Source organism: Streptomyces sp. NPDC057963, from assembly GCF_042887155.1.
Classification (GTDB): Bacteria; Actinomycetota; Actinomycetes; order Streptomycetales; family Streptomycetaceae; genus Streptomyces.
Genome location: NZ_JBHVPX010000007.1, coordinates 50,441 through 71,476 on the forward strand (window position 1 = coordinate 50,441; position 21,036 = coordinate 71,476).

General features: G+C 69.4%; 19 protein-coding genes, 2 tRNA genes and 1 pseudogene. 16 read left to right on the plus strand and 6 right to left on the minus strand.

Features of this window, described 5'->3' with window-relative positions; all coding sequences use genetic code 11:
- Positions 1-208 precede the first annotated feature (208 nt).
- The 3 genes from ACFVT1_RS18050 to ACFVT1_RS18060 are packed head-to-tail and all read left to right on the plus strand — an operon-like array spanning position 209 to position 4,050.
- Entirely contained in the window at positions 209-1,054 is an 846-nt protein-coding gene (locus ACFVT1_RS18050; protein WP_389796316.1) for an ABC transporter ATP-binding protein, read from the plus strand.
- Entirely contained in the window at positions 1,054-3,534 is a 2,481-nt protein-coding gene (locus ACFVT1_RS18055; RefSeq protein ID WP_389796319.1) for an FtsX-like permease family protein, read from the plus strand. Before ACFVT1_RS18050 ends, ACFVT1_RS18055 begins: the two co-directional genes overlap by 1 nt.
- A gap of 9 nt (positions 3,535-3,543) precedes the next feature.
- On the plus strand, positions 3,544-4,050 hold the full coding sequence (locus ACFVT1_RS18060; protein WP_389796320.1) for an HD domain-containing protein: 507 nt from the start codon (positions 3,544-3,546) through the stop codon (positions 4,048-4,050).
- A gap of 10 nt (positions 4,051-4,060) precedes the next feature.
- On the opposite strand, the gene ACFVT1_RS18065 is transcribed toward ACFVT1_RS18060, so the two are convergent.
- On the minus strand, positions 4,061-5,215 hold the full coding sequence (locus tag ACFVT1_RS18065; RefSeq protein ID WP_389796322.1) for an acyltransferase family protein: 1,155 nt from the start codon (positions 5,213-5,215) through the stop codon (positions 4,061-4,063).
- 478 nt (positions 5,216-5,693) lie between these two features.
- Between ACFVT1_RS18065 and ACFVT1_RS18070 the strand changes: the two genes are divergently transcribed.
- Complete coding sequence (locus ACFVT1_RS18070; protein ID WP_389796325.1) at positions 5,694-5,888, plus strand: hypothetical protein; 195 nt, start codon at positions 5,694-5,696, stop codon at positions 5,886-5,888.
- Between the two features lie 127 nt (positions 5,889-6,015).
- Here ACFVT1_RS18070 and ACFVT1_RS18075 read toward each other — a convergent pair.
- Positions 6,016-6,089, minus strand: a tRNA-Gly gene (locus ACFVT1_RS18075).
- Between the two features lie 167 nt (positions 6,090-6,256).
- Here ACFVT1_RS18075 and ACFVT1_RS18080 point away from each other — a divergent pair.
- The 5 genes from ACFVT1_RS18080 to clpX all read left to right on the plus strand — a co-directional run bounded on the left by ACFVT1_RS18080 (position 6,257) and on the right by clpX (position 10,991).
- Positions 6,257-6,333 (plus strand) — tRNA-Pro (locus ACFVT1_RS18080).
- 169 nt (positions 6,334-6,502) lie between these two features.
- Positions 6,503-7,900, plus strand: a complete 1,398-nt coding sequence (tig, locus tag ACFVT1_RS18085; RefSeq protein WP_389796327.1) for a trigger factor — start codon at positions 6,503-6,505, stop codon at positions 7,898-7,900.
- 265 nt (positions 7,901-8,165) lie between these two features.
- Entirely contained in the window at positions 8,166-8,771 is a 606-nt protein-coding gene (locus tag ACFVT1_RS18090) for an ATP-dependent Clp protease proteolytic subunit (protein ID WP_176729207.1), read from the plus strand.
- An 80-nt stretch (positions 8,772-8,851) separates the two neighbouring features.
- A complete protein-coding gene (locus ACFVT1_RS18095) occupies positions 8,852-9,535 on the plus strand; it encodes an ATP-dependent Clp protease proteolytic subunit (protein ID WP_124717721.1) in 684 nt (227 codons plus the stop codon).
- Between the two features lie 157 nt (positions 9,536-9,692).
- Positions 9,693-10,991 carry an ATP-dependent Clp protease ATP-binding subunit ClpX gene (gene clpX / locus ACFVT1_RS18100; RefSeq protein WP_362193931.1) on the plus strand — a complete coding sequence of 433 codons (1,299 nt, stop codon included), beginning with the start codon at positions 9,693-9,695 and terminating at the stop codon, positions 10,989-10,991.
- Positions 10,992-11,067: 76 nt separating this feature from the next.
- On the opposite strand, the gene ACFVT1_RS18105 is transcribed toward clpX, so the two are convergent.
- Positions 11,068-12,123: a hypothetical protein gene (locus ACFVT1_RS18105; protein ID WP_389796932.1), complete on the minus strand. Its 1,056-nt coding sequence runs from the start codon at positions 12,121-12,123 to the stop codon at positions 11,068-11,070.
- A gap of 153 nt (positions 12,124-12,276) precedes the next feature.
- Here ACFVT1_RS18105 and ACFVT1_RS18110 point away from each other — a divergent pair, with 153 nt between their 5' ends.
- Positions 12,277-14,898 carry a valine--tRNA ligase gene (locus ACFVT1_RS18110; protein WP_389796329.1) on the plus strand — a complete coding sequence of 874 codons (2,622 nt, stop codon included), beginning with the start codon at positions 12,277-12,279 and terminating at the stop codon, positions 14,896-14,898.
- A 74-nt stretch (positions 14,899-14,972) separates the two neighbouring features.
- On the opposite strand, the gene ACFVT1_RS18115 is transcribed toward ACFVT1_RS18110, so the two are convergent.
- Together ACFVT1_RS18115 and ACFVT1_RS18120 are read right to left on the minus strand one after the other, a co-directional pair.
- Positions 14,973-15,224, minus strand: a complete 252-nt coding sequence (locus ACFVT1_RS18115; RefSeq protein ID WP_389796994.1) for a hypothetical protein — start codon at positions 15,222-15,224, stop codon at positions 14,973-14,975.
- Positions 15,225-15,324: 100 nt separating this feature from the next.
- Positions 15,325-15,522, minus strand: a pseudogene (locus tag ACFVT1_RS18120) (glycosyltransferase); the annotation flags it as partial.
- Here ACFVT1_RS18120 and ACFVT1_RS18125 point away from each other — a divergent pair.
- Positions 15,452-15,679 carry a hypothetical protein gene (locus tag ACFVT1_RS18125; RefSeq protein WP_389796996.1) on the plus strand — a complete coding sequence of 76 codons (228 nt, stop codon included), beginning with the start codon at positions 15,452-15,454 and terminating at the stop codon, positions 15,677-15,679. The pseudogene ACFVT1_RS18120 and the gene ACFVT1_RS18125 overlap by 71 nt on opposite strands.
- Before the next feature lie 158 nt (positions 15,680-15,837).
- On the opposite strand, the gene ACFVT1_RS18130 is transcribed toward ACFVT1_RS18125, so the two are convergent.
- On the minus strand, positions 15,838-16,065 hold the full coding sequence (locus ACFVT1_RS18130; RefSeq protein WP_389796332.1) for a hypothetical protein: 228 nt from the start codon (positions 16,063-16,065) through the stop codon (positions 15,838-15,840).
- A gap of 82 nt (positions 16,066-16,147) precedes the next feature.
- Here ACFVT1_RS18130 and ACFVT1_RS18135 point away from each other — a divergent pair, with 82 nt between their 5' ends.
- The 5 genes from ACFVT1_RS18135 to mreC all read left to right on the plus strand — a co-directional run bounded on the left by ACFVT1_RS18135 (position 16,148) and on the right by mreC (position 21,032).
- Positions 16,148-17,671, plus strand: a complete 1,524-nt coding sequence (locus tag ACFVT1_RS18135; protein WP_389796333.1) for a bifunctional folylpolyglutamate synthase/dihydrofolate synthase — start codon at positions 16,148-16,150, stop codon at positions 17,669-17,671.
- Positions 17,672-17,676: 5 nt separating this feature from the next.
- Positions 17,677-18,036 carry a DUF4233 domain-containing protein gene (locus ACFVT1_RS18140; protein ID WP_362193949.1) on the plus strand — a complete coding sequence of 120 codons (360 nt, stop codon included), beginning with the start codon at positions 17,677-17,679 and terminating at the stop codon, positions 18,034-18,036.
- Between the two features lie 96 nt (positions 18,037-18,132).
- Complete coding sequence (gene ndk, locus ACFVT1_RS18145; protein WP_362193952.1) at positions 18,133-18,546, plus strand: nucleoside-diphosphate kinase; 414 nt, start codon at positions 18,133-18,135, stop codon at positions 18,544-18,546.
- A gap of 290 nt (positions 18,547-18,836) precedes the next feature.
- Positions 18,837-19,856 carry a rod shape-determining protein gene (locus ACFVT1_RS18150; RefSeq protein ID WP_266361529.1) on the plus strand — a complete coding sequence of 340 codons (1,020 nt, stop codon included), beginning with the start codon at positions 18,837-18,839 and terminating at the stop codon, positions 19,854-19,856.
- Between the two features lie 123 nt (positions 19,857-19,979).
- A complete protein-coding gene (gene mreC / locus ACFVT1_RS18155; protein ID WP_389796336.1) occupies positions 19,980-21,032 on the plus strand; it encodes a rod shape-determining protein MreC in 1,053 nt (350 codons plus the stop codon).
- The last annotated feature ends 4 nt before the right edge of the window (positions 21,033-21,036 follow it).

Genomic DNA, 21,036 nt, shown 5'->3' on the forward strand with positions numbered 1-21,036 from the left:
AATGATTGACGTTGCAAGTGTGTCCCCCCGGCGGCACCCCGGCTCCGCCCGCCCCGGCACCCCGGAGCTCTGCCCGCCCCCCGCGCCACCCTGGGGTTTCCCCCACCCCCGATCCGCCAGCAGCCGCCATGGCCCGGACCCGCCCGTGATCCGTACGTTCGGGTTACCGGCCGGAGAACCTGCCGGCGAACAACGGAAGGCGGACACCATGGGGCTGCGACGCACCAAGCAGGGCGCGCAGGACAGGCAGTACACGGCGGACCTCCACCGGGGGCCCGGCCACCCGGACCTCGCCGTCGAACTGCGTGGCGTCCGCAGGCAGTACGGTCGCGGCGGCTCCGCCGTCCACGCCCTGCGGGGCATCGACCTCGCTCTCCCGCGCGCCACTTTCACCGCCGTCATGGGCCCCTCGGGCTCCGGGAAGTCGACCTTCCTGCAGTGCGCGGCCGGACTCGACCGTCCCACCGAGGGCTCCGTACGCCTCGGCGGCACCGAGATCACCGGGATGAGCGAGAACCGGCTCACCGAGCTGCGCCGCACCCGCCTCGGCTTCGTCTTCCAGGCCTTCAACCTGCTCCCGTCCCTCACGGTCGAGCAGAACGTCGTCCTGCCCATGCGCCTGGCCGGACAGCGCCCCGGTTCCGCCCGCGGCCGCCGCGAGGCCGCCGAGATGCTCACCCGGGTCGGCCTCGGCGACAAGGGTGATCGCCGCCCCGGCCAGCTCTCCGGCGGCCAGCAGCAGCGCGTCGCCGTCGCCCGCGCCCTGGTCACCCGGCCCGACGTGATCTTCGCCGACGAACCGACCGGCGCCCTCGACACCACCACCGCCGCCGAGATCCTCACCCTGCTCCGGCACGCGGTGGACACCCTCGGCGCCACCGTCGTGATGGTCACCCACGACCCGGCGGCCGCCGCCTACGCGGACCGGGTGCTCTTCCTCGCCGACGGCGCGATCGCGGACAGCCTGCCGCGCGCCGACGCCGCACAGATCGCCGCCCGGATGACCGCACTGACCGCACGGACGGCCCCCGCCTATGCAGGAGCAGCAGCCTGATGTTCACCCCGCACGTCCCGAACGGCCTCGCCCGCGCGGCCGTCCGCTTCAAGCCCTCGTCGTTCGTTGGAACCTTCGTCGCGCTGCTGCTGGCCGCGGCGATCGTCTCCGCCTGCGGCATCCTGCTGGAGACCGGCCTGCGCGCCTCGGTACCCGCGGACCGCTACGCGAAGGCACCCGTGGTGGTCGCCGCCGACCAGCGGGTCCACATGACGGTCGGCAGCGGCGAGGGCGCGTACGACGCCGCCACCCCCGTACCGGACACCGCGCGGCTCCCCGAATCCCTGGTGGGCAAGGCCGCCTCGGCCCCCGGCGCGGCCGCCGCGATCGGGGACGTCAGCTACTCCGTACGGCAGAACGGCACCCCCCTCACCGCTCACGGCTGGGGCTCCACCGTCCTCACCGGCGCGCGACTGCTCACCGGCGAGGCGCCCGGGACCGGCGAAGTCGTCGTCCCCACCGGCACCGGGGCCCGGGTCGGCGAGAAGATCACCCTCGACACCCCCGCGGGCGCAAGGGAGTTCCGCGTCGCGGGCACCACCGCCACCGAAGCCACCGTCTGGTTCGCCGACCGGCAGGCCGTACAGCTCTCCGGACACCCCGGCCGGGTCGACGCCATCGCCGTGCTCGCCGCCCGCTCCACCCCCACCGGCACCCTCGCCGACCAGGTACGCGAAGCCGTCGGCCGCACCGCCCATGCCAAGGTCCACACCGGTGACGGCCGGGGCGCCGTCGAGGACGCGGAACTCGCGGGCGCCCAGGAAGTCCTCGTCGGCCTCGGCGGCTCCTTCGGCGGCGTCGCCACCATGGTCGCCGTTTTCACCGCCGCCGGTACGGTCGCCCTCTCCGTCGGCCAGCGCAGCCGCGAGTTCGCCCTGCTGCGCGCCATCGGCGCCACCCCGCGCCAGTTGCGCCGCACCATCGCCACCGAGTCCCTGCTCGTCGCACCGCTCGCCGGAACGCTCGGCTGTCTGCCCGGAATCGCCCTGGCCCGCTGGTGGTTCGGGCAGCTCCAGGACAAGGGAGCCATTCCCGAAGCCGTCGCGCTGCGGGTGTCCTGGCTGCCGCTGACCGTCACCGTGGCTGCCACGATGCTCACCGCGCTGGGCGCCGGATACTTCGCCGCCCGCCGGCCGTCGAAGACCAAGCCGGGGCTGGCTCTCGCCCAGTCCGCGGTGGAACGCCCCCCGTTCGGCTGGATCCGCACCCCGCTCGGCCTCGCCGCCCTCGCCGGCGGTGTGGTTTTCGCGGGCGTCGCCTCGTCCACGAGCGGCGAGGACTCGGCGAACGCCGCACTCGGCGTCGTCATGTTCTTCATGTTCGCGGTCGGCCTGCTCGGCCCGCTGATCGCCCGGATCTGTGCCGCCGTCATCGGCTTCCCGCTGCGCGCCGCCGGCGCGTCGGGCTCGCTGGCCGCCGCCAACTCCCGGGCGAACTCGCGCCGGCTGGCCTCCGCGATCACCCCGATCGTGCTCGCCATGGCCTTCTCCTCCACGCTCGTCTTCATGCACACCAGCGAGAACCGGGTGATCGCACACCAGCAGCGCGACGCCATCACCGCCGACCACATCGTCTCCGCCCCGGGCGGACTCGCCTCCGACGCGACCGAGCGGGCCGCCGCCACACCCGGTGTCACGGCCGCCGTCGGGCTGCTCCGCGGCTCCGTCCTGGTGCCCACCGGATCGGGCGGGGACCGCAGGCTCCAGACCACCTCCGCCCAGGGGATCACCGGCTCCGGCGGCGACCTCGCCAAGGTCCTGGACCTCGACGTCCGGACCGGATCCCTGGCCGGCCTGCGGCCCGGCACCGTCGCCATCGACACCACCCTCGCCGGATCCACGAAGCTCGGGACGGGCGACCGGCTGACCCTGCGCCTCCCGGACGGCACCGAGGCGTCGCCGAAGATCGTCGCCGTCTACGGCCGCGGCCTGGGCACCGGTCTCGTCACGCTGTCCGCCGCCGACCTCAGGACCCATGTCACCTCGCCGTATGCCTCCGACCTGCTGGTACGGGCCACCCCCGCCGCCGCACAGAAGCTCGCCGCGCTGGGCACCGTCACCGACCGCTCCGGCTACGCCGCCGCGCAGGACCAGAACCGTGAACTCAACGCCTGGGCCAACACCGTCATGGCCGCGGTCCTCGGCGGATTCGCCGCCGTCGCCGCGATCAACACCCTGGTGATGACCGTCCTCGACCGCCGCCGCGAACTGACCATGCTCCGCCTCGTCGGCTCCACCCGGCGCCAGGTCATGGGCATGATCCGCTGGGAGGCGCTGCTCGTCACGGTGGCCGGGGCCGCGCTCGGCACCGCCATCGCACTGGCCACACTCGTCCCGATGATGAAGGGCCTGACGGGCGAGGCGCCGTACATCCCGCCGGCCCTGTACGGATCCTTCGTCGCCGCCACCATCGGGCTCGGCCTCGCGGCCGTGACGGTCCCGGCCCGTGCGGCCCTGCGCAGGACGGCCGCCCGTCCGTAGAGTCGGGCCATGCCCACTCCACACGCACAGCTGACCCTGGCCGAAGTAGTGGCGATCGCCCGCGAGGCGCACGCCGGCCAGCGGGACAAGGCGGGGCGCCCGTACACCGAGCACCTCGCCGCCGTCGCCGAAGGCGTACGCGCCCGGGGCGGCAGCGACGAGCAGATCGCCGCGGCCTGGCTGCACGACGCCGTCGAGGACGACGCGCTGTCGGCGCAGTGGCTGGCCGGCGCCGCGCTGCCGCAGAGCGTCAAGGACATGGTCCTCGCCGTCACCAAACGTGACGGCGAGGACCTCGCCGCGTACACCCGGCGCATCCTCGGCACCCCGGGCGCCCTGCTGATCAAGGAGTCCGACCTGGCACACAACGCCGACCCGGCCCGCCTCGCCGTACTGGAGCCGGCGACCCGTACCCGACTGGCCGAGAAGTATGCGCAGGTACGGCGGCTGCTCGGACTCGCCCCAGGTGAAGCGTCCGCCGAGCAACCGGTTCAAGCCAACCCGGCGGGGGACTGAACCACCCGGATCAGCGTGTGGACGCGTCCCGCCGGAACGCCCAGTCCATCTCCGGCTCGGTCACCACGCGCAGTGCTCTGCGTACAGGAGGCGTACACATCAGCGTCACCGCGCCGGCCGCGACGAGCGAGACCAGGACCAGGCCGGCGGGCGCCGAGAGCCAGTCGCAGGCGTCGAAGACCCCGGCGTACTCGGCGCCCTTGATCAGGAATCCGTGCAGCAGGTAGCCGCAGATGGTCCCGGCGCCGAGCACGGTGAACCACATGGGCCGACGCGGCACCCAGGACAGGAACCCGATGGTGAGCAGCAGCGCGCAGCCGAACATCGCCGGCGTCATCACGGCACCGGACCACCACGGTGCGCCCATCTCCGGCGCGCTGTTGCTGCGGTAGAACCAGCCCAGCTGCATCCGCGGCGCCACCCAGTACGCGAACGCCAGGGCCCCGGCGAACAGCGGCAGCGCGCACATCCGCACCTCCCGCCGGCGGACCAGCTGGAAATGCTCGGGCTTCAGCTGGAGTCCCAGCACGAAGAACGGCAGGAACTGCAGAACTCGCTGGAGATCGAGGTCGTCGCCGATCGTCGAGGAGAACGAGGCGAGTACGGCGATGACGAGCGACACCGGCAGCGGATGGCGCAGGGCCTGCCACAGCGGTGTGGTGAGCCGCCAGATGAACAGCGCGGCCAGGAACCAGGTGAGATACCAGGGGTCGAGCAGGCTGATCGGCTGATCGGGCGAGTCGCCCGCGTACCGCTTGAACAGCGAATACGCCGTCTCGAACACCACGTAGGGCACGGCGACGCCGGTGACCAGGCGTTTCACCTTGGCGGCGGACAGGTCGAAGGAGCGGGAGAAATAGCCGGAGACGATGATGAAGGCCGGCATGTGAAAGGTGTACGCCACCATGTACAGCGCGCGGGTGGTCCGGCTGCCGTCCATGACCGGTTCCCAGGCGTGCGCCACCGCGACGAGCACGATGGCCAGATATTTGGCGTTGTCGAAGTAGGCGTCGCGCTTCTTCGCCGGCGCGGCCGCCGGAGGCTTGTTCGCCACCGGTGCGGGGGATGCCGCGGTGGCGGTCGTCGTCCCTTGGTGTCTGGGCTCCGACTCCCGGGTCGCTGATGGGAGCGGGGCCCTCTGAAATACGTTCGGAGCGGGGAACATCTAAAGCACCTTAGACGGCTCGATTGTAATTCGTAAAACCGCTCACAGATATTTGATGTTCGCGTCCATTCAAAAGCGAAACCGCCAAGAAATGCCCGCTATGCCCAGATTCATCCCCATTAAATGGTGCATATCGACAGGCGGTTGAGGTGGATGAATTTCATCGCACGGATCCCTTGGAATTGCATGTGGATGAAGTGTGTGGATATGGAAACCATCACAGTCGAACGTTCTTGTGATTGTTTTATTCACAGTTCACTCACAGGCGTGCGGAGGGCTGGTGGGTCCTGTGAGCACCCGTGTGCACCTGTGCGCCCCAGGGCGCACGCGGGGCGCAAGGATGGCGAGATCCAGTCACTTCGATCCGTCAGCCGGCAGCGACCACAGGGGAGTTGATGGCACGATGGACGGAACGGAGGAGTGCTCGGCCGTACATCTCCGGGCCGGCAAGGCGGACCGACCAAGGGTGTGATCAGTCGTGGCCATTTCACTGTCTGTGGTGCTTCTGTTGGCGATCGTCCTGGTGGTCCTGATCCGAGGCGGCTCCATCAAGGCCGGACCCGCGATCGTCGCGGTGCTCTTCGGCTTCTTCCTGGCGTCGACCGGCATAGCGCCGTCGATAAACAAGTTCATGAACTCCATAGCGGAGACCATCAACCAGATCACCTTCTGAACCGGCCCCGGGCCGGCCGGCGTCCCGCACCCGGTGCGGGACGCCCGTCGGTGCGCGCCCGGCGGAGCGCGAGCAGAACGCAAAGGGCCCGGTCCGACGAGTGATTTCGTCGGACCGGGCCCAAGTATGGAGCGGGCGACGGGAATCGAACCCGCGTAGCTAGTTTGGAAGACTAGGGCTCTACCATTGAGCTACGCCCGCAAGCACTGCACCGCAGGTCCGGGGACCGGCGGCAACGAGAAGCATCGTAGCGGGTCGCGGGCGCTGTCCGCACACCCGATCCGTGTCACCCGGTGCCGCGTCCGGTGCGGGCCGCGCGAAGCGGCGGATGCACCGCCTGTCTGCATGTACCCTACGTGTCGCACCGACGGGGTGTGGCGCAGCTTGGTAGCGCGTCCGCTTTGGGAGCGGAAGGTCGTCGGTTCGAATCCGGCCACCCCGACCATCGGCAAGATCGCAGACCATCGGCGAGAGCGCATTGTGGGAGTCCGTCTCCTTGCCGTTACTATGCAAAATGCGTGCCCGTGTGTCTGATGTACCGGGCTCGGTCCGCGAAGCCGCCAACCGTGCGGCGGAGCAGAACCCCAAGAAGTCAGCCACAAGGAGACCGAACCGTGAAGAGCGCCGTGGAGACCCTGAACCCGACCCGGGTTCGGCTCACTGTCGAGGTGCCCTTCGAGGAGCTCAAGGACAGCCTCGACGCGGCGTACAAGAAGATCAACCAGCAGGTCACGGTGAAGGGCTTCCGCAAGGGCAAGATCCCCGCCCGGGTCATCGACCAGCGGTTCGGCCGCGGTGCGGTGCTGGAGGAGGCCGTCAACGACGCGCTCCCGAAGTTCTACACCGAGGCTGTCAACGAGGGTGAGCTCAACGTCCTCGGCCAGCCCGAGGTGGACATCACCGAGCTGAAGGACGGCGAACTGCTCGCCTTCACCGCCGAGGTTGACGTACGCCCCGAGATCGAGATTCCGGACTACTCCGGCATCGAGGTCACCGTCGACGCCCTTGAGGTCAGCGACGAGGACGTCGAGAAGGCCGTGGAGCAGCTCCGTGAGCGCTTCGCCTCCACCAACCCGGTCGAGCGCGCCGCCGCCGAGGGCGACGTCGTGACGATCGACCTGCAGGCCGAGGTCGACGGCGAGGTCCTGGAGGACGGCGTGGCCGAGGGTGTCTCGTACACCATCGGCTCCGGCGAGCTCCTCGAAGGCATCGACGCCGCCGTCACCGGCCTGGAGGCGGGTGGCGAGGCCACCTTCACCTCCGAGCTGAAGGGCGGCTCGGCCGAGGGCAAGGAGGCCGAGGTCACCGTCAAGGTCACCGCCGTCGCCGCCCGTGAGCTCCCCGAGCTGGACGACGAGTTCGCCCAGATGGCGAGCGAGTTCGACACCCTCGACGAGGTGAAGGCGGACAGCCGCAAGCGCCTTGAGAGCACCAAGCAGTACGACCAGGCCACCCAGGCCCAGGAGCGCGTCCTGGACGAGCTGCTGAAGCTCGCCGAGGTCCCGATCCCGGAGAAGCTGCTCGCGGACGAGGTCCAGACCCGCAAGCACAACCTGGAGCACCACCAGCTCGGTCAGATGGGTCTGACCCTCGACAAGTACCTGGAGATCCAGGGCAAGACGGCCGAGGAGTTCGAGGCCGAGACCTCCGAGCAGGCGGTCAAGGGCATCAAGACCCAGTTCCTCCTGGACGAGATCGTCAACAAGGAGAAGCTGAACGTCAACCAGGAGGAGCTCACCGAGCACCTCATGCGGCGCGCTGCTTCCTCCGGCATGAGCCCCGACCAGTTCGCCCAGGCCGTCGTCGAGGGCGGCCAGGTGCCGATGCTCGTCGGCGAGGTCGCCCGCGGCAAGGCGCTGGCCGTGGTCGTCGAGGCCGCCAAGGTCGTCGACACCAACGGCGAGCCCGTCGAGCTGGAGGACGACGAGGAAGAGGCCATCGAGACGGTCGAGGCCGCCGACGGCTCCGCCGAGGCCGTTGCCGACGCCGTCGAGGAGAAGAACGAGGCCTGAGCCTCGCGCTGAACCCGTACGACGGGCTCCGGACGCCGTGGCGTTCGGAGCCCGTCGTCGTATGGCGTACGGTGCCCCACAACCCTTGTGCGGACTGCGGAGCTTGCGCTCCCAGCGAACAGTTGCGGAAGCGGGATGGCGTTGTCCCACCTGCGCGTTAGGGTCCATGAATAGGAAGGGCAGGGGAGCCCCCGCCCACCCGGTACGAAGACGCTGAGACGGCCGGAGCCGTCAGAGACGAGCAGGTGGATACGTGACGAATCTGATGCCCTACGCCGCCGGAGAGCCGTCCCTCGGTGGAGGCCTCGGTGACCAGGTCTACAGCCGACTGCTCGGCGAACGCATCATCTTCCTCGGGCAGCAGGTCGACGATGAGATCGCCAACAAGATCACGGCGCAGCTGCTTCTCCTTGCCGCCGAGCCGGACAAGGACATCTACCTCTACATCAACAGCCCCGGCGGTTCGGTGACGGCCGGCATGGCGGTCTACGACACCATGCAGTACATCCCGAACGACGTGGTCACCATCGGCATGGGCATGGCGGCGTCGATGGGCCAGTTCCTGCTCACCGGCGGCACCGCGGGCAAGCGCTTCGCGCTCCCGAACACCGACATCCTCATGCACCAGGGTTCGGCCGGCATCGGCGGTACGGCCTCGGACATCAAGATCCAGGCCCAGTACCTGCTGCGCACCAAGCAGCGGATGGCGGAGATCACCGCCCGCCACTCCGGCCAGACCGTCGAGACGATCATCCGCGACGGCGACCGCGACCGCTGGTACACCGCGGAGGAGGCCAAGGAGTACGGCCTCATCGACGAGATCATCACGATCGCATCGGGCGTTCCGGGCGGCGGCGGCACCGGCGCCTGATCCGGTACCCACCGGATCCGGCCCCACCGCCCCGCGCACCTCTCGTACGCCGAGACACCCAGCCACAGAACGCCACCAGGATGGTGAACACCCACATGAACAACTTCCCCGGCGCCTCCGCGAGCGGCCTCTACACCGGCCCGCAGGTGGACAACCGCTACATCGTGCCGCGCTTCGTGGAGCGCACCTCTCAGGGCGTGCGCGAGTACGACCCGTACGCGAAGCTCTTCGAGGAGCGCGTGATCTTCCTCGGCGTGCAGATCGACGACGCCTCCGCCAACGACGTCATGGCGCAGCTGCTGTGCCTGGAGTCGATGGACCCGGACCGGGACATCTCGATCTACATCAACAGCCCCGGCGGCTCGTTCACCGCGCTCACCGCGATCTACGACACGATGCAGTTCGTGAAGCCGGACATCCAGACGGTCTGCATGGGCCAGGCGGCCTCCGCCGCGGCCGTGCTGCTCGCCGCGGGTACGCCCGGCAAGCGGATGGCGCTGCCCAACGCCCGGGTGCTGATCCACCAGCCGTCCTCGCAGACCGGCCGTGAGCAGCTCTCCGACCTGGAGATCGCGGCCAACGAGATCCTGCGGATGCGCACCCAGCTGGAGGAGATGCTGGCGAAGCACTCCACCACGCCGATCGACAAGATCCGCGACGACATCGAGCGCGACAAGATCCTGACCGCCGAGGACGCCCTCGCCTACGGTCTCGTCGACCAGATCGTCTCGACCCGCAAGAGCGCGGCCGGAGCGGCCGCCTGACGTCGGCCTTCACCCCTTGGCACGCAAGGTTTGTCCGGTCTCGGCCGTGTGAACCGTGCCAAGGGGGGCCCGAACGGGGGGCAAGGCAAGGTACCGTCGGATAGAGGCACCAGGAGCCGCTGAACCAAGCTGCTCCCAGGCGAAGGGGAAGCACCTCGTGGCACGCATCGGTGATGGCGGCGACCTGCTCAAGTGCTCGTTCTGTGGAAAGAGCCAGAAGCAGGTGAAGAAGCTCATCGCGGGACCCGGTGTGTACATCTGCGACGAGTGCATCGATCTCTGCAACGAGATCATCGAGGAGGAGCTCGCGGAGACCTCCGAGGTCCGGTGGGAGGAACTCCCCAAGCCGCGCGAGATCTACGAGTTCCTCGAGGGGTACGTCGTCGGGCAGGAGCCCGCGAAGAAGGCCCTCTCGGTCGCTGTGTACAACCACTACAAGCGGGTCCAGGCGGGCGAGAACGGCGGCGCGCAGGGCCGCGACGACGCCATCGAACTGGCCAAGTCCAACATCCTGCTGCTGGGCCCCACGGGTTCCGGCAAGACGCTGCTCGCGCAGACGCTGGCCCGCATGCTCAACGTCCCGTTCGCCATCGCCGACGCGACGGCGCTGACGGAGGCCGGCTATGTCGGTGAGGACGTCGAGAACATCCTGCTGAAGCTGATCCAGGCCGCGGACTACGACGTCAAGAAGGCCGAAACCGGGATCATCTACATCGACGAGATCGACAAGGTCGCCCGCAAGAGCGAGAACCCGTCGATCACCCGCGATGTCTCCGGCGAGGGCGTCCAGCAGGCCCTGCTGAAGATCCTGGAGGGCACCACCGCCTCCGTACCGCCGCAGGGCGGCCGGAAGCACCCGCACCAGGAGTTCATCCAGATCGACACGACGAACGTGCTGTTCATCGTGGGCGGCGCCTTCTCCGGCCTGGAGAAGATCATCGAGTCGCGGGCGGGTGCCAAGGGCATCGGCTTCGGCGCGACGATCCGCTCCAAGCGCGAGATCGAGGCGAGCGACCAGTTCCAGGAGGTCATGCCGGAGGACCTGGTGAAGTTCGGGATGATCCCGGAGTTCATCGGCCGGCTGCCCGTCCTCACCTCGGTCCACAACCTGGACCGCGAGGCGCTGCTGCAGATCCTCGTCGAGCCGCGCAACGCGCTGGTGAAGCAGTATCAACGACTGTTCGAACTCGACGGTGTCGAGCTGGACTTCGACCGCCCGGCCCTGGAGGCCATCGCCGACCAGGCGATCCTGCGCGGCACCGGGGCGCGTGGCCTGCGGGCCATCATGGAGGAGGTCCTCCAGTCCGTGATGTACGAGGTGCCGTCCCGCAAGGACGTCGCCCGCGTCGTCATCACGGCGGACGTCGTCCGCAACAACGTGAACCCGACGCTGGTCCCGCGCGAGCCGCGGACCATCGGCAAGGGCGACGGCGGGCGGCACGAGAAGTCCGCGTAGCGGCAGACGAACACAGACGGAAGGGGCGCCCTGCCAGTTGGACTGGCGGGGCGCCCCTTCCGGTGTCGTGACGTGATCAGATCTTGGTGCGCGACGTGTTGTAGAGCTTGGCGGTCAGGGCTGCCACGTCGTCCTGGGGCATGCCCTTGCCGGCCATGGACTGCGCCACATCGATACCGATGACCACACCGACCGTGCTGTAGTCGGCCCACACGCAGACGGGGGCCGTGAACTCCTTGGGCCCTCCCTTTGCGGTGCCGTCACCCTTGCTGTTGACCATCTTCATGTCCTGGCACTTCATCAGCGCCCCCTTGAACCCGGGCGGAGTCACCGCCTTCGGGCTGCCGACGAGGGAGTACTCCATGCCCTCGTTGCTCTTCTTCATGTCGTTCTCGGTATTCGCGAACGAGTTGTCGATGACCTTCGCGGGGTCGGTGACATCGCCCCAAATGCCCTGGAACGTAAGCCCCTTCACGGAGAGCGGATTCTCCTCGGAGCCCACGCTGTACTGGGCTGCCGTCTGCTGGGGATTCTTGATCCCCATCCCTTCGGCCTTCGTCTTGGGCTCGCCGGTCAACGGGGCCGACGCCGCCGATCCCGACGACTCCTTCTTGTAGTCGTCCACCGAGGCGGCCGGTGTCAGCTTGTAGCCCTTGGTGGAGTCCGCCACGTCGCTGTTGCTGGCGCCCCCGCCCGACGTCAGGAAGTACACCCCGCCCGCGATGACCGCCAAGGCCACGACCGCGCCGCCGATGATCAGGCCGGTCTTCTTCTTCGGCTGGGCCGGGGGGAACGGGGGCTGGCCGCCGTACTGCGGGCCGCCGTACGGGGGAGTGGGCGGCTGCTGGCCGTACGGACCCGGCTGCTGGGCCTGGGGGTAGCCGTAGCCCGGCTGGGGCGGCTGCTGCGGCGGGACACCCGGGGGGGTCTGCTGCGGGTACCCGTAACCGGGCTGGCCCTGCGGGGGCTGACCGCCGTACGGGCCCGGCTGCTGGCCGTACGGGCCGGGCTGACCCTGCGGGGGCTGGCCACCGTACGGTCCGGGCTGGCCTTGCGGGGGCTGGCCACCGTACGGTCCGGGCTGGCCCTGCGGAGGCTGCCCGCCGTACGGGCCCGGCTGGTTGTAGCTCATGTGCGGTGTCCCCTGTTCGGTCAAGCTCATCGGAATGCTTATACGTTCCGAACATCCTGACGGAAGGTCCACCCGCATGGAGCACCGGGAGGTACACCGTTACTCAACAATCCCGTTTCAGTGCACGACTGTGACGGCCCTAAACTGTCCCCCGTGACCGAGAACACTCAGCAGACGCCAGCCAGCAACCCCGAACTGCCGACCCAGTACGCACCGGCCGAGGTAGAGGGGAAGCTGTATGAGCGCTGGGTAGAACGTGGTTACTTCGAGGCCGACGAGCACAGCGAGAAGCCGCCGTATTCCATCGTCATCCCGCCGCCGAACGTCACGGGCAGCCTGCACCTGGGGCACGCCTTCGAGCACACGCTGATCGACGCCCTCGTCCGCCGCAAGCGCATGCAGGGTTTCGAGGCGCTGTACCAGCCCGGCATGGACCACGCCGGCATCGCCACCCAGAACGTCGTCGAGCGCGAGCTCGGCAAGGAGGGCAAGTCCCGCCACGACCTGGGCCGTGAGGCGTTCGTCGAGCGCGTCTGGAAGTGGAAGAACGAGTCCGGCGGCCAGATCTCCGGCCAGATGCGCCGGCTCGGTGAGGGCGTCGACTGGTCCCGTGAGCGCTTCACCATGGACGAGGGCCTGTCCACCGCCGTCCAGACCGTCTTCAAGAAGATGTACGACGACGGGCTGATCTACCGCGCCGAGCGCATCATCAACTGGTGCCCGCGCTGTCTGACCGCGATCTCCGACATCGAGGTCGAGTACCAGGACGACGACGGCGAGCTCGTCTCCATGACGTACGGGGAGGGCGACGACACCATCGTCGTCGCCACGACCCGCGCCGAGACGATGCTCGGTGACACCGCGGTCGCCGTCCACCCCGACGACGAGCGCTACAAGCACCTGGTCGGCAGGCAGATCAGGCTGCCGCTGACCGACCGCACGATCCCCGTCGTCGCCGACCACCACGTCGACCCGGAGTTCGGCACCGGCGCCGTGAAGGTCACGCCCGCCCACGACCCGAACGACTTCGAGATCGGCAAGCGCCACGACCTGCCGTTCCTCACGGTCATGGACGAGCGCGCCGTCATCACCGTCCCCGGCCCCTTCCAGGGGCTGGACCGCCTGGAGGCCCGGTCCGCCATTGTCGGCGCGCTGCGCGCCGAGGGCCGGATCGTCGCCGAGAAGCGCCCGTACGTCCACTCGGTCGGCCACTGCTCGCGCTGCAAGACGACCGTCGAGCCGCGCCTGTCGCTCCAGTGGTGGGTCAAGGTCGGCCCGCTCGCCAAGGCGGCCGGTGACGCCGTCCGCGACGGCAAGGTCAAGATCCATCCGCAGGAGATGGAGAAGCGGTACTTCGACTGGGTCGACAACCTGCACGACTGGACGATCTCGCGCCAGCTCTGGTGGGGCCACCGCATCCCCGTCTGGTACGGCCCGAACGGCGAGGTCGTCTGCGTCGGACCGGACGACGAGGCCCCCACGGGCGAGGGCTGGACGCAGGACCACGACGTCCTGGACACCTGGTTCTCCTCCGGCCTGTGGCCGTTCTCCACCCTCGGCTGGCCGGAGCGGACCGACAGCCTCGCGAAGTTCTATCCGAACTCCGTCCTGGTCACCGGCTACGACATCCTCTTCTTCTGGGTCGCCCGGATGATGATGTTCGGCCTGTACGTCAACGACGGCGTCCCGCCGTTCGAGACCGTCGTCCTGCACGGCATGGTCCGCGACGAGCACGGCAAGAAGATGTCGAAGTCCTTCGGCAATGTCGTCAACCCGCTGGACTGGATGGACAAGTACGGCTCCGACGCGCTGCGCTTCACCCTGGCGCGCGGTGCCAACCCGGGCACCGACGTCCCGATCGGCGAGGAATGGGTCCAGGGCTCGGCCAAGTTCGCCAACAAGATCTGGAACGCCACGCGCTTCGCGCTGATGAACGGCGCGACGATCGACGGCGAGCTGCCCTCGGCCGACGAGATGTCGGTGACCGACCGCTGGATCCTGTCGCGACTGGGCAAGACCGTCGCCGAAGTCGACGCGTACTACGACGACTTCCAGTTCTCCAAGCTCAGTGAGGCGCTCCGGCACTTCGCGTGGGACGAGGTCTTCGACTGGTACGTCGAGCTGTCCAAGACCACGTTCTTCGCGGGCGGCAGGCAGGCCGAGGTCTCGGGCCGGGTCCTCGGCGAGGTCCTCGACGTGATGCTGCGGCTGCTGCACCCGGTCGTCCCGTTCGTCACGGAGACGCTCTGGACCGCGCTCACCGGCCGGGAGTCCGTCGTCGTCGCCGACTGGCCCACCGACTCCGGCTTCCGCGACGACGCGGCCGAGCAGGAGATCGGGCTCGTCCAGCAGGTGGTCACCGAGGTCCGCCGGTTCCGCTCCGACCAGGGTCTGCAGCCCGGCCAGAAGGTTCCGGCCGAGCTCACCCTGACCGGCACCCCGCTCGCCCCGCACGAGGCGGCCATCCGCCAGCTGCTGCGGCTGCAGCCCGCCGGGGAGGGCTTCCACGCCACCGCGTCGCTGCCGGTCGCCGGTGCCACGGTCGCGCTCGACCTGTCCGGCACGATCGACGTCGAGGCCGAGCGCAAGCGCCTGACGAAGGACCTGGGCGCCGCCGAGAAGGAGAAGGCCCAGGCCAACGGCAAGCTCTCCAACGAGGCGTTCCTCGGCAAGGCCCCGGACAACGTGGTCGACAAGATCCGCGGCCGGCTCGCCAAGGCCGAGGCGGACATCGAGCGGATCACCAGCCAGCTGGCGAACCTGCCGCAGGGCTGATCACCCGCCGACGGCGAAGCCCCCGTACCCCCGCTGCCGGGAGTACGGGGGCTTCGCCGTTCCCCGCCGTACGGTCAGGACTCCAGCGCCGTCTCCCCGGCGAGCAGCGGCTCCGCGTTGCGCCGGGTCTTCGCCCAGCCGGAGCGGCCGCGCAGCATCCGGACGAAGCCCCGGGCCGAGACGACGAACAGGTGGTACGCGTGCAGCCACAGGGCCAGACCCCACAGCAGCGACGTCGCGAAGGACGCGTCGGGTGCGTGGTCCCGGCGGTAGACCGGACCCCACAGCAGGAACGGGACGATCGACGCCGCCGCCAGGATCAGCATCAGCGGCCAGTGGACCAGCAGGCCGTCCAGCCCGTTCGAGCTGCCCGTCCGCGTCCACGACGCACACGACCACCCGGGAGCGGTCGGCGCCCTCCGGCAGGAACTCCCCGAGCCGGTCGTACGCGGTGTTGAGCGCCGCGCCCTTGCCGGTCCTGGCGTGCGGGCGGCGGCGCCGGACGAGATGGATCCGGGGATCGTCCTGGGCCGGCGCGGTGACGATGTCGCCGGTGCTGTCGTCGCTGTCGTCGTCGATCACCCAGACGTCGGACGCCGGGAAGCCGGTACGCAGCCGGGTCACGGTCGTGGCGACGACCGCCTCCTCGTCACGGCACGGGACGAAGAAGTGCCAGTCGAACCGGGACGCGTCACCGGGGACCACCGGAGACCGGCGGACGTACGCCCGGCGGGCTCCCGCCCAGTGGACGAGGAAGCCGAGCAGCAGAACAAAGGGGTAGACGGCCAGGACGGCGGTCAGTGTCGTGGGCATGACTGTCTCCTGTGCGACGGCGAGCGGGGCGGTCAGGCGGCGAGTGCCGTCGCGGGCCCGGCGGCGCGTGCCACGAGCGAGGCGGCGAGCCGGGCGATGCGTTCGGCGGCGCGATCGGCAGGTCGCTCAGGTCCCGCACCCGGCTGAGCACCTCCCAGGGTCCAGGCCCGGCAGCCGAAGGCTGAGGATCAGGCCATCCGGCCGGTACTTGTACAAGGCATGCAGCGCACTCTCGCCGGTGCGGGCGACGAGCGTCTCGTACTGCGGATCGGCAGCGAGCTCCGTGAGCGCCGGATGCATACCGTCCGGTGCCGCGATCAGGATCAAAGGCAGGGGCCGCACGTTTTCCACCATGCGCCGCCTCGGCGCGATGTGCCGACAGCGGCCCGGTACGGGCGCCGCGCACGATGTCCGTGTCCATCCGTAGACTGGCCCCGTGAGTGAGCCCCGCCCTTCCGACCGGCACGACGCCTCCGATCCCGACGACGCCTTCGCGGAGATCGTCGACGAAGCGACCCAGCGCGACCCCGACCTGGCGGTGATCGAGGCCGGGAGCCGTACGCTGCGCACCCGCTCGGGCCCGCCGCAGGGCCAGGACGTCCCCACCCGCCCCGCCGATCCCGAGGTGGACAAGGCGCTGCGCGCCGTGGAGCAGGAGCTCGCCGGACGCTGGGGCGAGACCAAGCTGGAGCCTTCCGTCACGCGTATCGCCGCGCTGATGGACGTGCTCGGCGAACCGCAGCGCGCGTACCCCTCGATCCACATCACCGGGACCAACGGCAAGACGAGCACGGCCCGCATGATCGAGGCCCTGCTCGGCGCCTTCGATCTGCGTACCGGCCGCTACACCTCGCCGCACGTCCAGTCGATCACCGAGCGGATCAGCCTGGATGGCGCGCCGATGGACCCCGAGCGGTTCGTCGAGGCCTACCGGGACATCAAGCCGTACGTGGAGATGGTCGACGCCCAGCAGCCGTACCGGCTCTCCTTCTTCGAGGTGCTGACGGGCATGGCGTACGCGGCCTTCGCCGACGCGCCGGTCGACGTCGCCGTTGTGGAGGTCGGCATGGGCGGCAGCTGGGACGCGACGAACGTCATCGACTCCTCGGTCGCGGTCGTCACGCCCATCTCGCTGGACCACACCGACCGGCTCGGGACCACGCCGGCCGAGATCGCCGGTGAGAAGGCCGGGATCATCAAGCAGGGCGCCACGGTCATCCTGGCCCAGCAGCCCGTCGACGCCGCGCAGGTCATGCTGAAGAAGGCCGTCGAGGTCGACGCCACGGTCGCCCGCGAAGGCATGGAGTTCGGCGTCGTCTCCCGCGAGATCGCCGTCGGCGGCCAGCTGCTGACGCTGCGCGGCCTCGGCGGCGAGTACACGGAGGTCTTCCTCCCGCTGTACGGCGCCCACCAGGCGCACAACGCCGCGGTGGCGCTCTGTGCCGTGGAGGCGTTCTTCGGGATCGGCGCCGAGCAGCCCGGCGCGCTCGACATCGACACGGTCCGCCGGGCCTTCGCCGCGGTGATCTCGCCGGGCCGTCTCGAAGTCGTCCGTTCCAGCCCGACCGTCGTCCTGGACGCGGCCCACAACCCGGCGGGCGCCCGCGCCTGCGCCGACGGGCTCTCCGAGGCGTTCGGCTTCTCCCGGCTGATCGGTGTGGTCGGCGCCAGCGGCGACAAGGACGTCAAGGGGCTCCTCGAAGCCTTCGAGCCGATCTTCGCCGAGGTCGTCGTCACCCAGAACTCCAGCGGCCGCGCGATGGACGCCGACGAACTGGCCGCCGTCGCGGTCGAGGTCTTCGGCAGCGACCGCGTCCAGGTCGAGCCCCGCCTCGACGACGCGCTGGAGGCGGCGATCACCCTCGCCGAGGAGGAGGACGAGTACGCGGGCGCAGGCGTCCTGGTGACCGGTTCCGTGATCACGGTCGGCGAGGCCCGACTGCTCCTGGGAAGGCACTGACCGACGTGCGTACGCTCTGTGCATCGACGCTGATCGGTGAATTCTTCGTGATCGGATTCGCCGGGCTCGTCGCGATGAAGTCCGACGGCCTCTCCGACACCACGGTCTGGACGGTGTGCGGCATCGGCATGCTGCTCTCCGTGCTGCTCTGCGGAATGATCAGCCGCCCCGGCGGGATACAGCTCGGCTGGGCGCTGCAGATCGCCCTGGTGCTGAGCGGCTTCGTCGTCCCGATGATGTTCGTCCTCGGTGTGATCTTCGGCGGCCTGTGGTGGGCCTCGGTGCACTACGGCCGCAAGATCGACGAGGCGAAGGCGCGCTGGGCGGCCGCGGAGGAGGCGGCCGAGGCCGCGGCCGGTGGCTGATCCCGCGCCCCCGGGCCAAACCCGGCCGCGGGCCCGTTCCCGCACCCCTGTAATCTCGCCTCACCGCACCCGCATGCCTGCAAGGAGCCGCACACCATGACCCAGCGCACCCTCGTCCTGCTCAAGCCCGACGCGGTCCGGCGCGGACTGGTCGGCGAGATCGTCGGGCGGATCGAGCGCAAGGCCGACTGGCGGATCACCGCGCTGGAGCTGCGTACCCTCGACCGCGCCACGCTGGAGCAGCACTACGCCGAGCACGTCGGCCGCCCGTTCTACGAGCCGCTCGTCGAGTTCATGCAGTCCGGCCCGGTCGTGGCGCTGGTGGCCGAGGGCGAGCGGGTCATCGAGGGCATCCGTACGCTGGCCGGGCCCACCGACCCGATCGCCGCCGCGCCCGGTTCCATCCGCGGTGACTTCGGCACGATCACCCGGGAGAACCTCATCCACGCCTCGGACTCCGAGGAGTCCGCGGAGCGAGAACTGAAGCTTTTCTTCCCGGGACTTTCCTGACTCCGAATCAGCCGAACAGCGCTCATGACCCGGGGCGACCGAATTAATTCGGTCGCCCTTCGGCATAGGGTCCCGGATCGCGGGAACGCATCACCCCGACGTAACGTCACCATGAGTGGAACGGCCACCCGTTCCGCCCACAAAGGCGAAGGACCCTCGCGCGGTGTCCGTGCACACGGCACTACGATGGAATCTTCCACGCCCGCAGCGCTCACCTCGCCGACCAGAACAAGCCATCATCGCTTTCTTGGAAGGCCCGACGCATCCTCATGGGGAACAAGGGGAACTCAATGTCGTTCATCGGCCGTGACATGGCTATCGACCTCGGGACTGCCAACACGCTGGTGTACGTCAGGGGGCGCGGCATCGTTCTGAACGAGCCGTCCGTCGTGGCCATCAACACCAACACCGGCGGCATCCTGGCGGTCGGCTCCGAGGCCAAGAAGATGATCGGGCGTACACCGGGCAACATCGTTGCCGTACGGCCCCTGAAGGACGGCGTGATCGCCGACTTCGAGATCACCGAGCGGATGCTCCGCTACTTCATCCTGAAGATCCACAAGCGCCGCTACCTGGCCCGTCCGCGCGTCGTCGTCTGCGTGCCCTCCGGCATCACCGGAGTCGAGCGACGCGCCGTCATCGAGGCGTCGACGCAGGCCGGCGCGCGCCAGGTGCACATCATCGAGGAACCCATGGCGGCCGCCATCGGCTCCGGGCTGCCGGTCCACGAGGCCACCGGCAACATGGTCGTCGACATCGGCGGCGGCACCACCGAGGTCGCGGTCATCTCGCTCGGCGGAATCGTCACTGCCCAGTCGATCCGGGTCGCCGGTGACGAGCTGGACAACGCGATCATCCAGCACATCAAGAAGGAGTACTCGCTCCTCCTCGGTGAGCGCACCGCCGAGCAGATCAAGATCACGATCGGCTCGGCGTACGACCTGGACAAGGACGAGCACACCGAGATCCGCGGCCGCGACCTGGTCTCCGGGCTGCCCAAGACCGTGGTCGTCTCGGCCGCCGAGGTCCGCAAGGCCATCGAGGAGCCGGTCAACGCGATCGTCGACGCCGTGAAGACCACGCTCGACAAGTGCCCGCCGGAGCTCTCCGGTGACGTCATGGACCGCGGTATCGTCCTCACCGGCGGCGGCGCGCTGCTGCGCGGACTGGACGAGCGGCTGCGCCGCGAGACCGGCATGCCGATCCATATCGCGGAGGACCCGCTGGACTCGGTGGCGCTCGGATCCGGCAAGTGCGTCGAGGAGTTCGAGGCGCTCCAGCAGGTGCTGGACGCCCAGCCCCGCCGGTAGCCGGCGGGCCCGGCCCGCGGACGAGAACACCTCGGTCTGCCGTGCGGACCACTGACGCTCCGTACGGCCGATCGTTGATATACAGGCACGAACATTCCGACGAGGAAGGCACGGCCGCCGCACGTGAGGGACACACGAGAGAGCCGGCTGCTCCTGGTGCTGCTGATCGCCATCGCGTTCGCACTGATCACGGTGGACATCCGCGGCGGCGAGGAGTCGCCGGTGGACGGCGCCCGGCGGGCCGCCGCCACGGTCTTCGGACCGGTTGAGAACGGCGTCGCGGCAGCCGTCGACCCGGTGGGCAACGCCATAGGAGCGGTACGCGACTCCGGCACACGGCACAACCGGATCGCCGAGCTGGAGCAGCAGAACGCCGCGCTCAAGACGAAGCTCGGCAGCGACGACCAGAACCGCAACCGGGTCCGCGAGCTGGACCGGATGCTGAAGAAGTCGGCCGCCGGACAGTACGGCATCAAGGCCGCCGAGGTCATCGCCATAGGAGCGGCCCAGGGCTTCTCCTGGACGGTCACCATCGACGCGGGCTCCCACGACGGCATCAAGCGCGACATGACCGTCATCAACGGAGACGGGCTGGTCGGCCGGGTCACCACCGTCGGCCCGGACACCGCCACGGTGCTCCTGGCCAACGACCCCGACTTCACCGTCGGCACCCGTATGGAGAAGACCGACGAGCTGGGCTTCGCCACCGGCCAGGGCTCCCAGCCGCTGTCGGTCCAGTTCCTCAACGGCAGGGCCAAGGTGAAGAAGGGCGACCGCCTGGTCACCTTCGGCTCCAGCAGGGACAAGCCGTTCGTGCCCGGCGTCCCGGTGGGCGAGGTCGTCCGCGTCGACCCGTCCGGCGGCGGCCTGACCCGTACTGTCTACGTCCGTCCGTACGTCGGGTTCACCAAGCTCGACATCGTCGGCATCGTCGTGCAGGCCCCGCGCGAGGACCCCCGCGACACAGTCCTGCCGAAGGCGCCGGCCAAGCCCGCCAAGCCCAAGCCCACTCCGACCATCACGGTGACGATCTCGCCCAACGGCGACATCGTCGACACCGAGGGCAACGTCGTCGGGAACATCCACGAGAGCCCGGACCCGAGCGGATCCCCGGACCCCAGCGGCAGTCCGGGCGCCACACCGAACGCCGCCACCACGGTAAACGAGCAGAGGTAGAGCT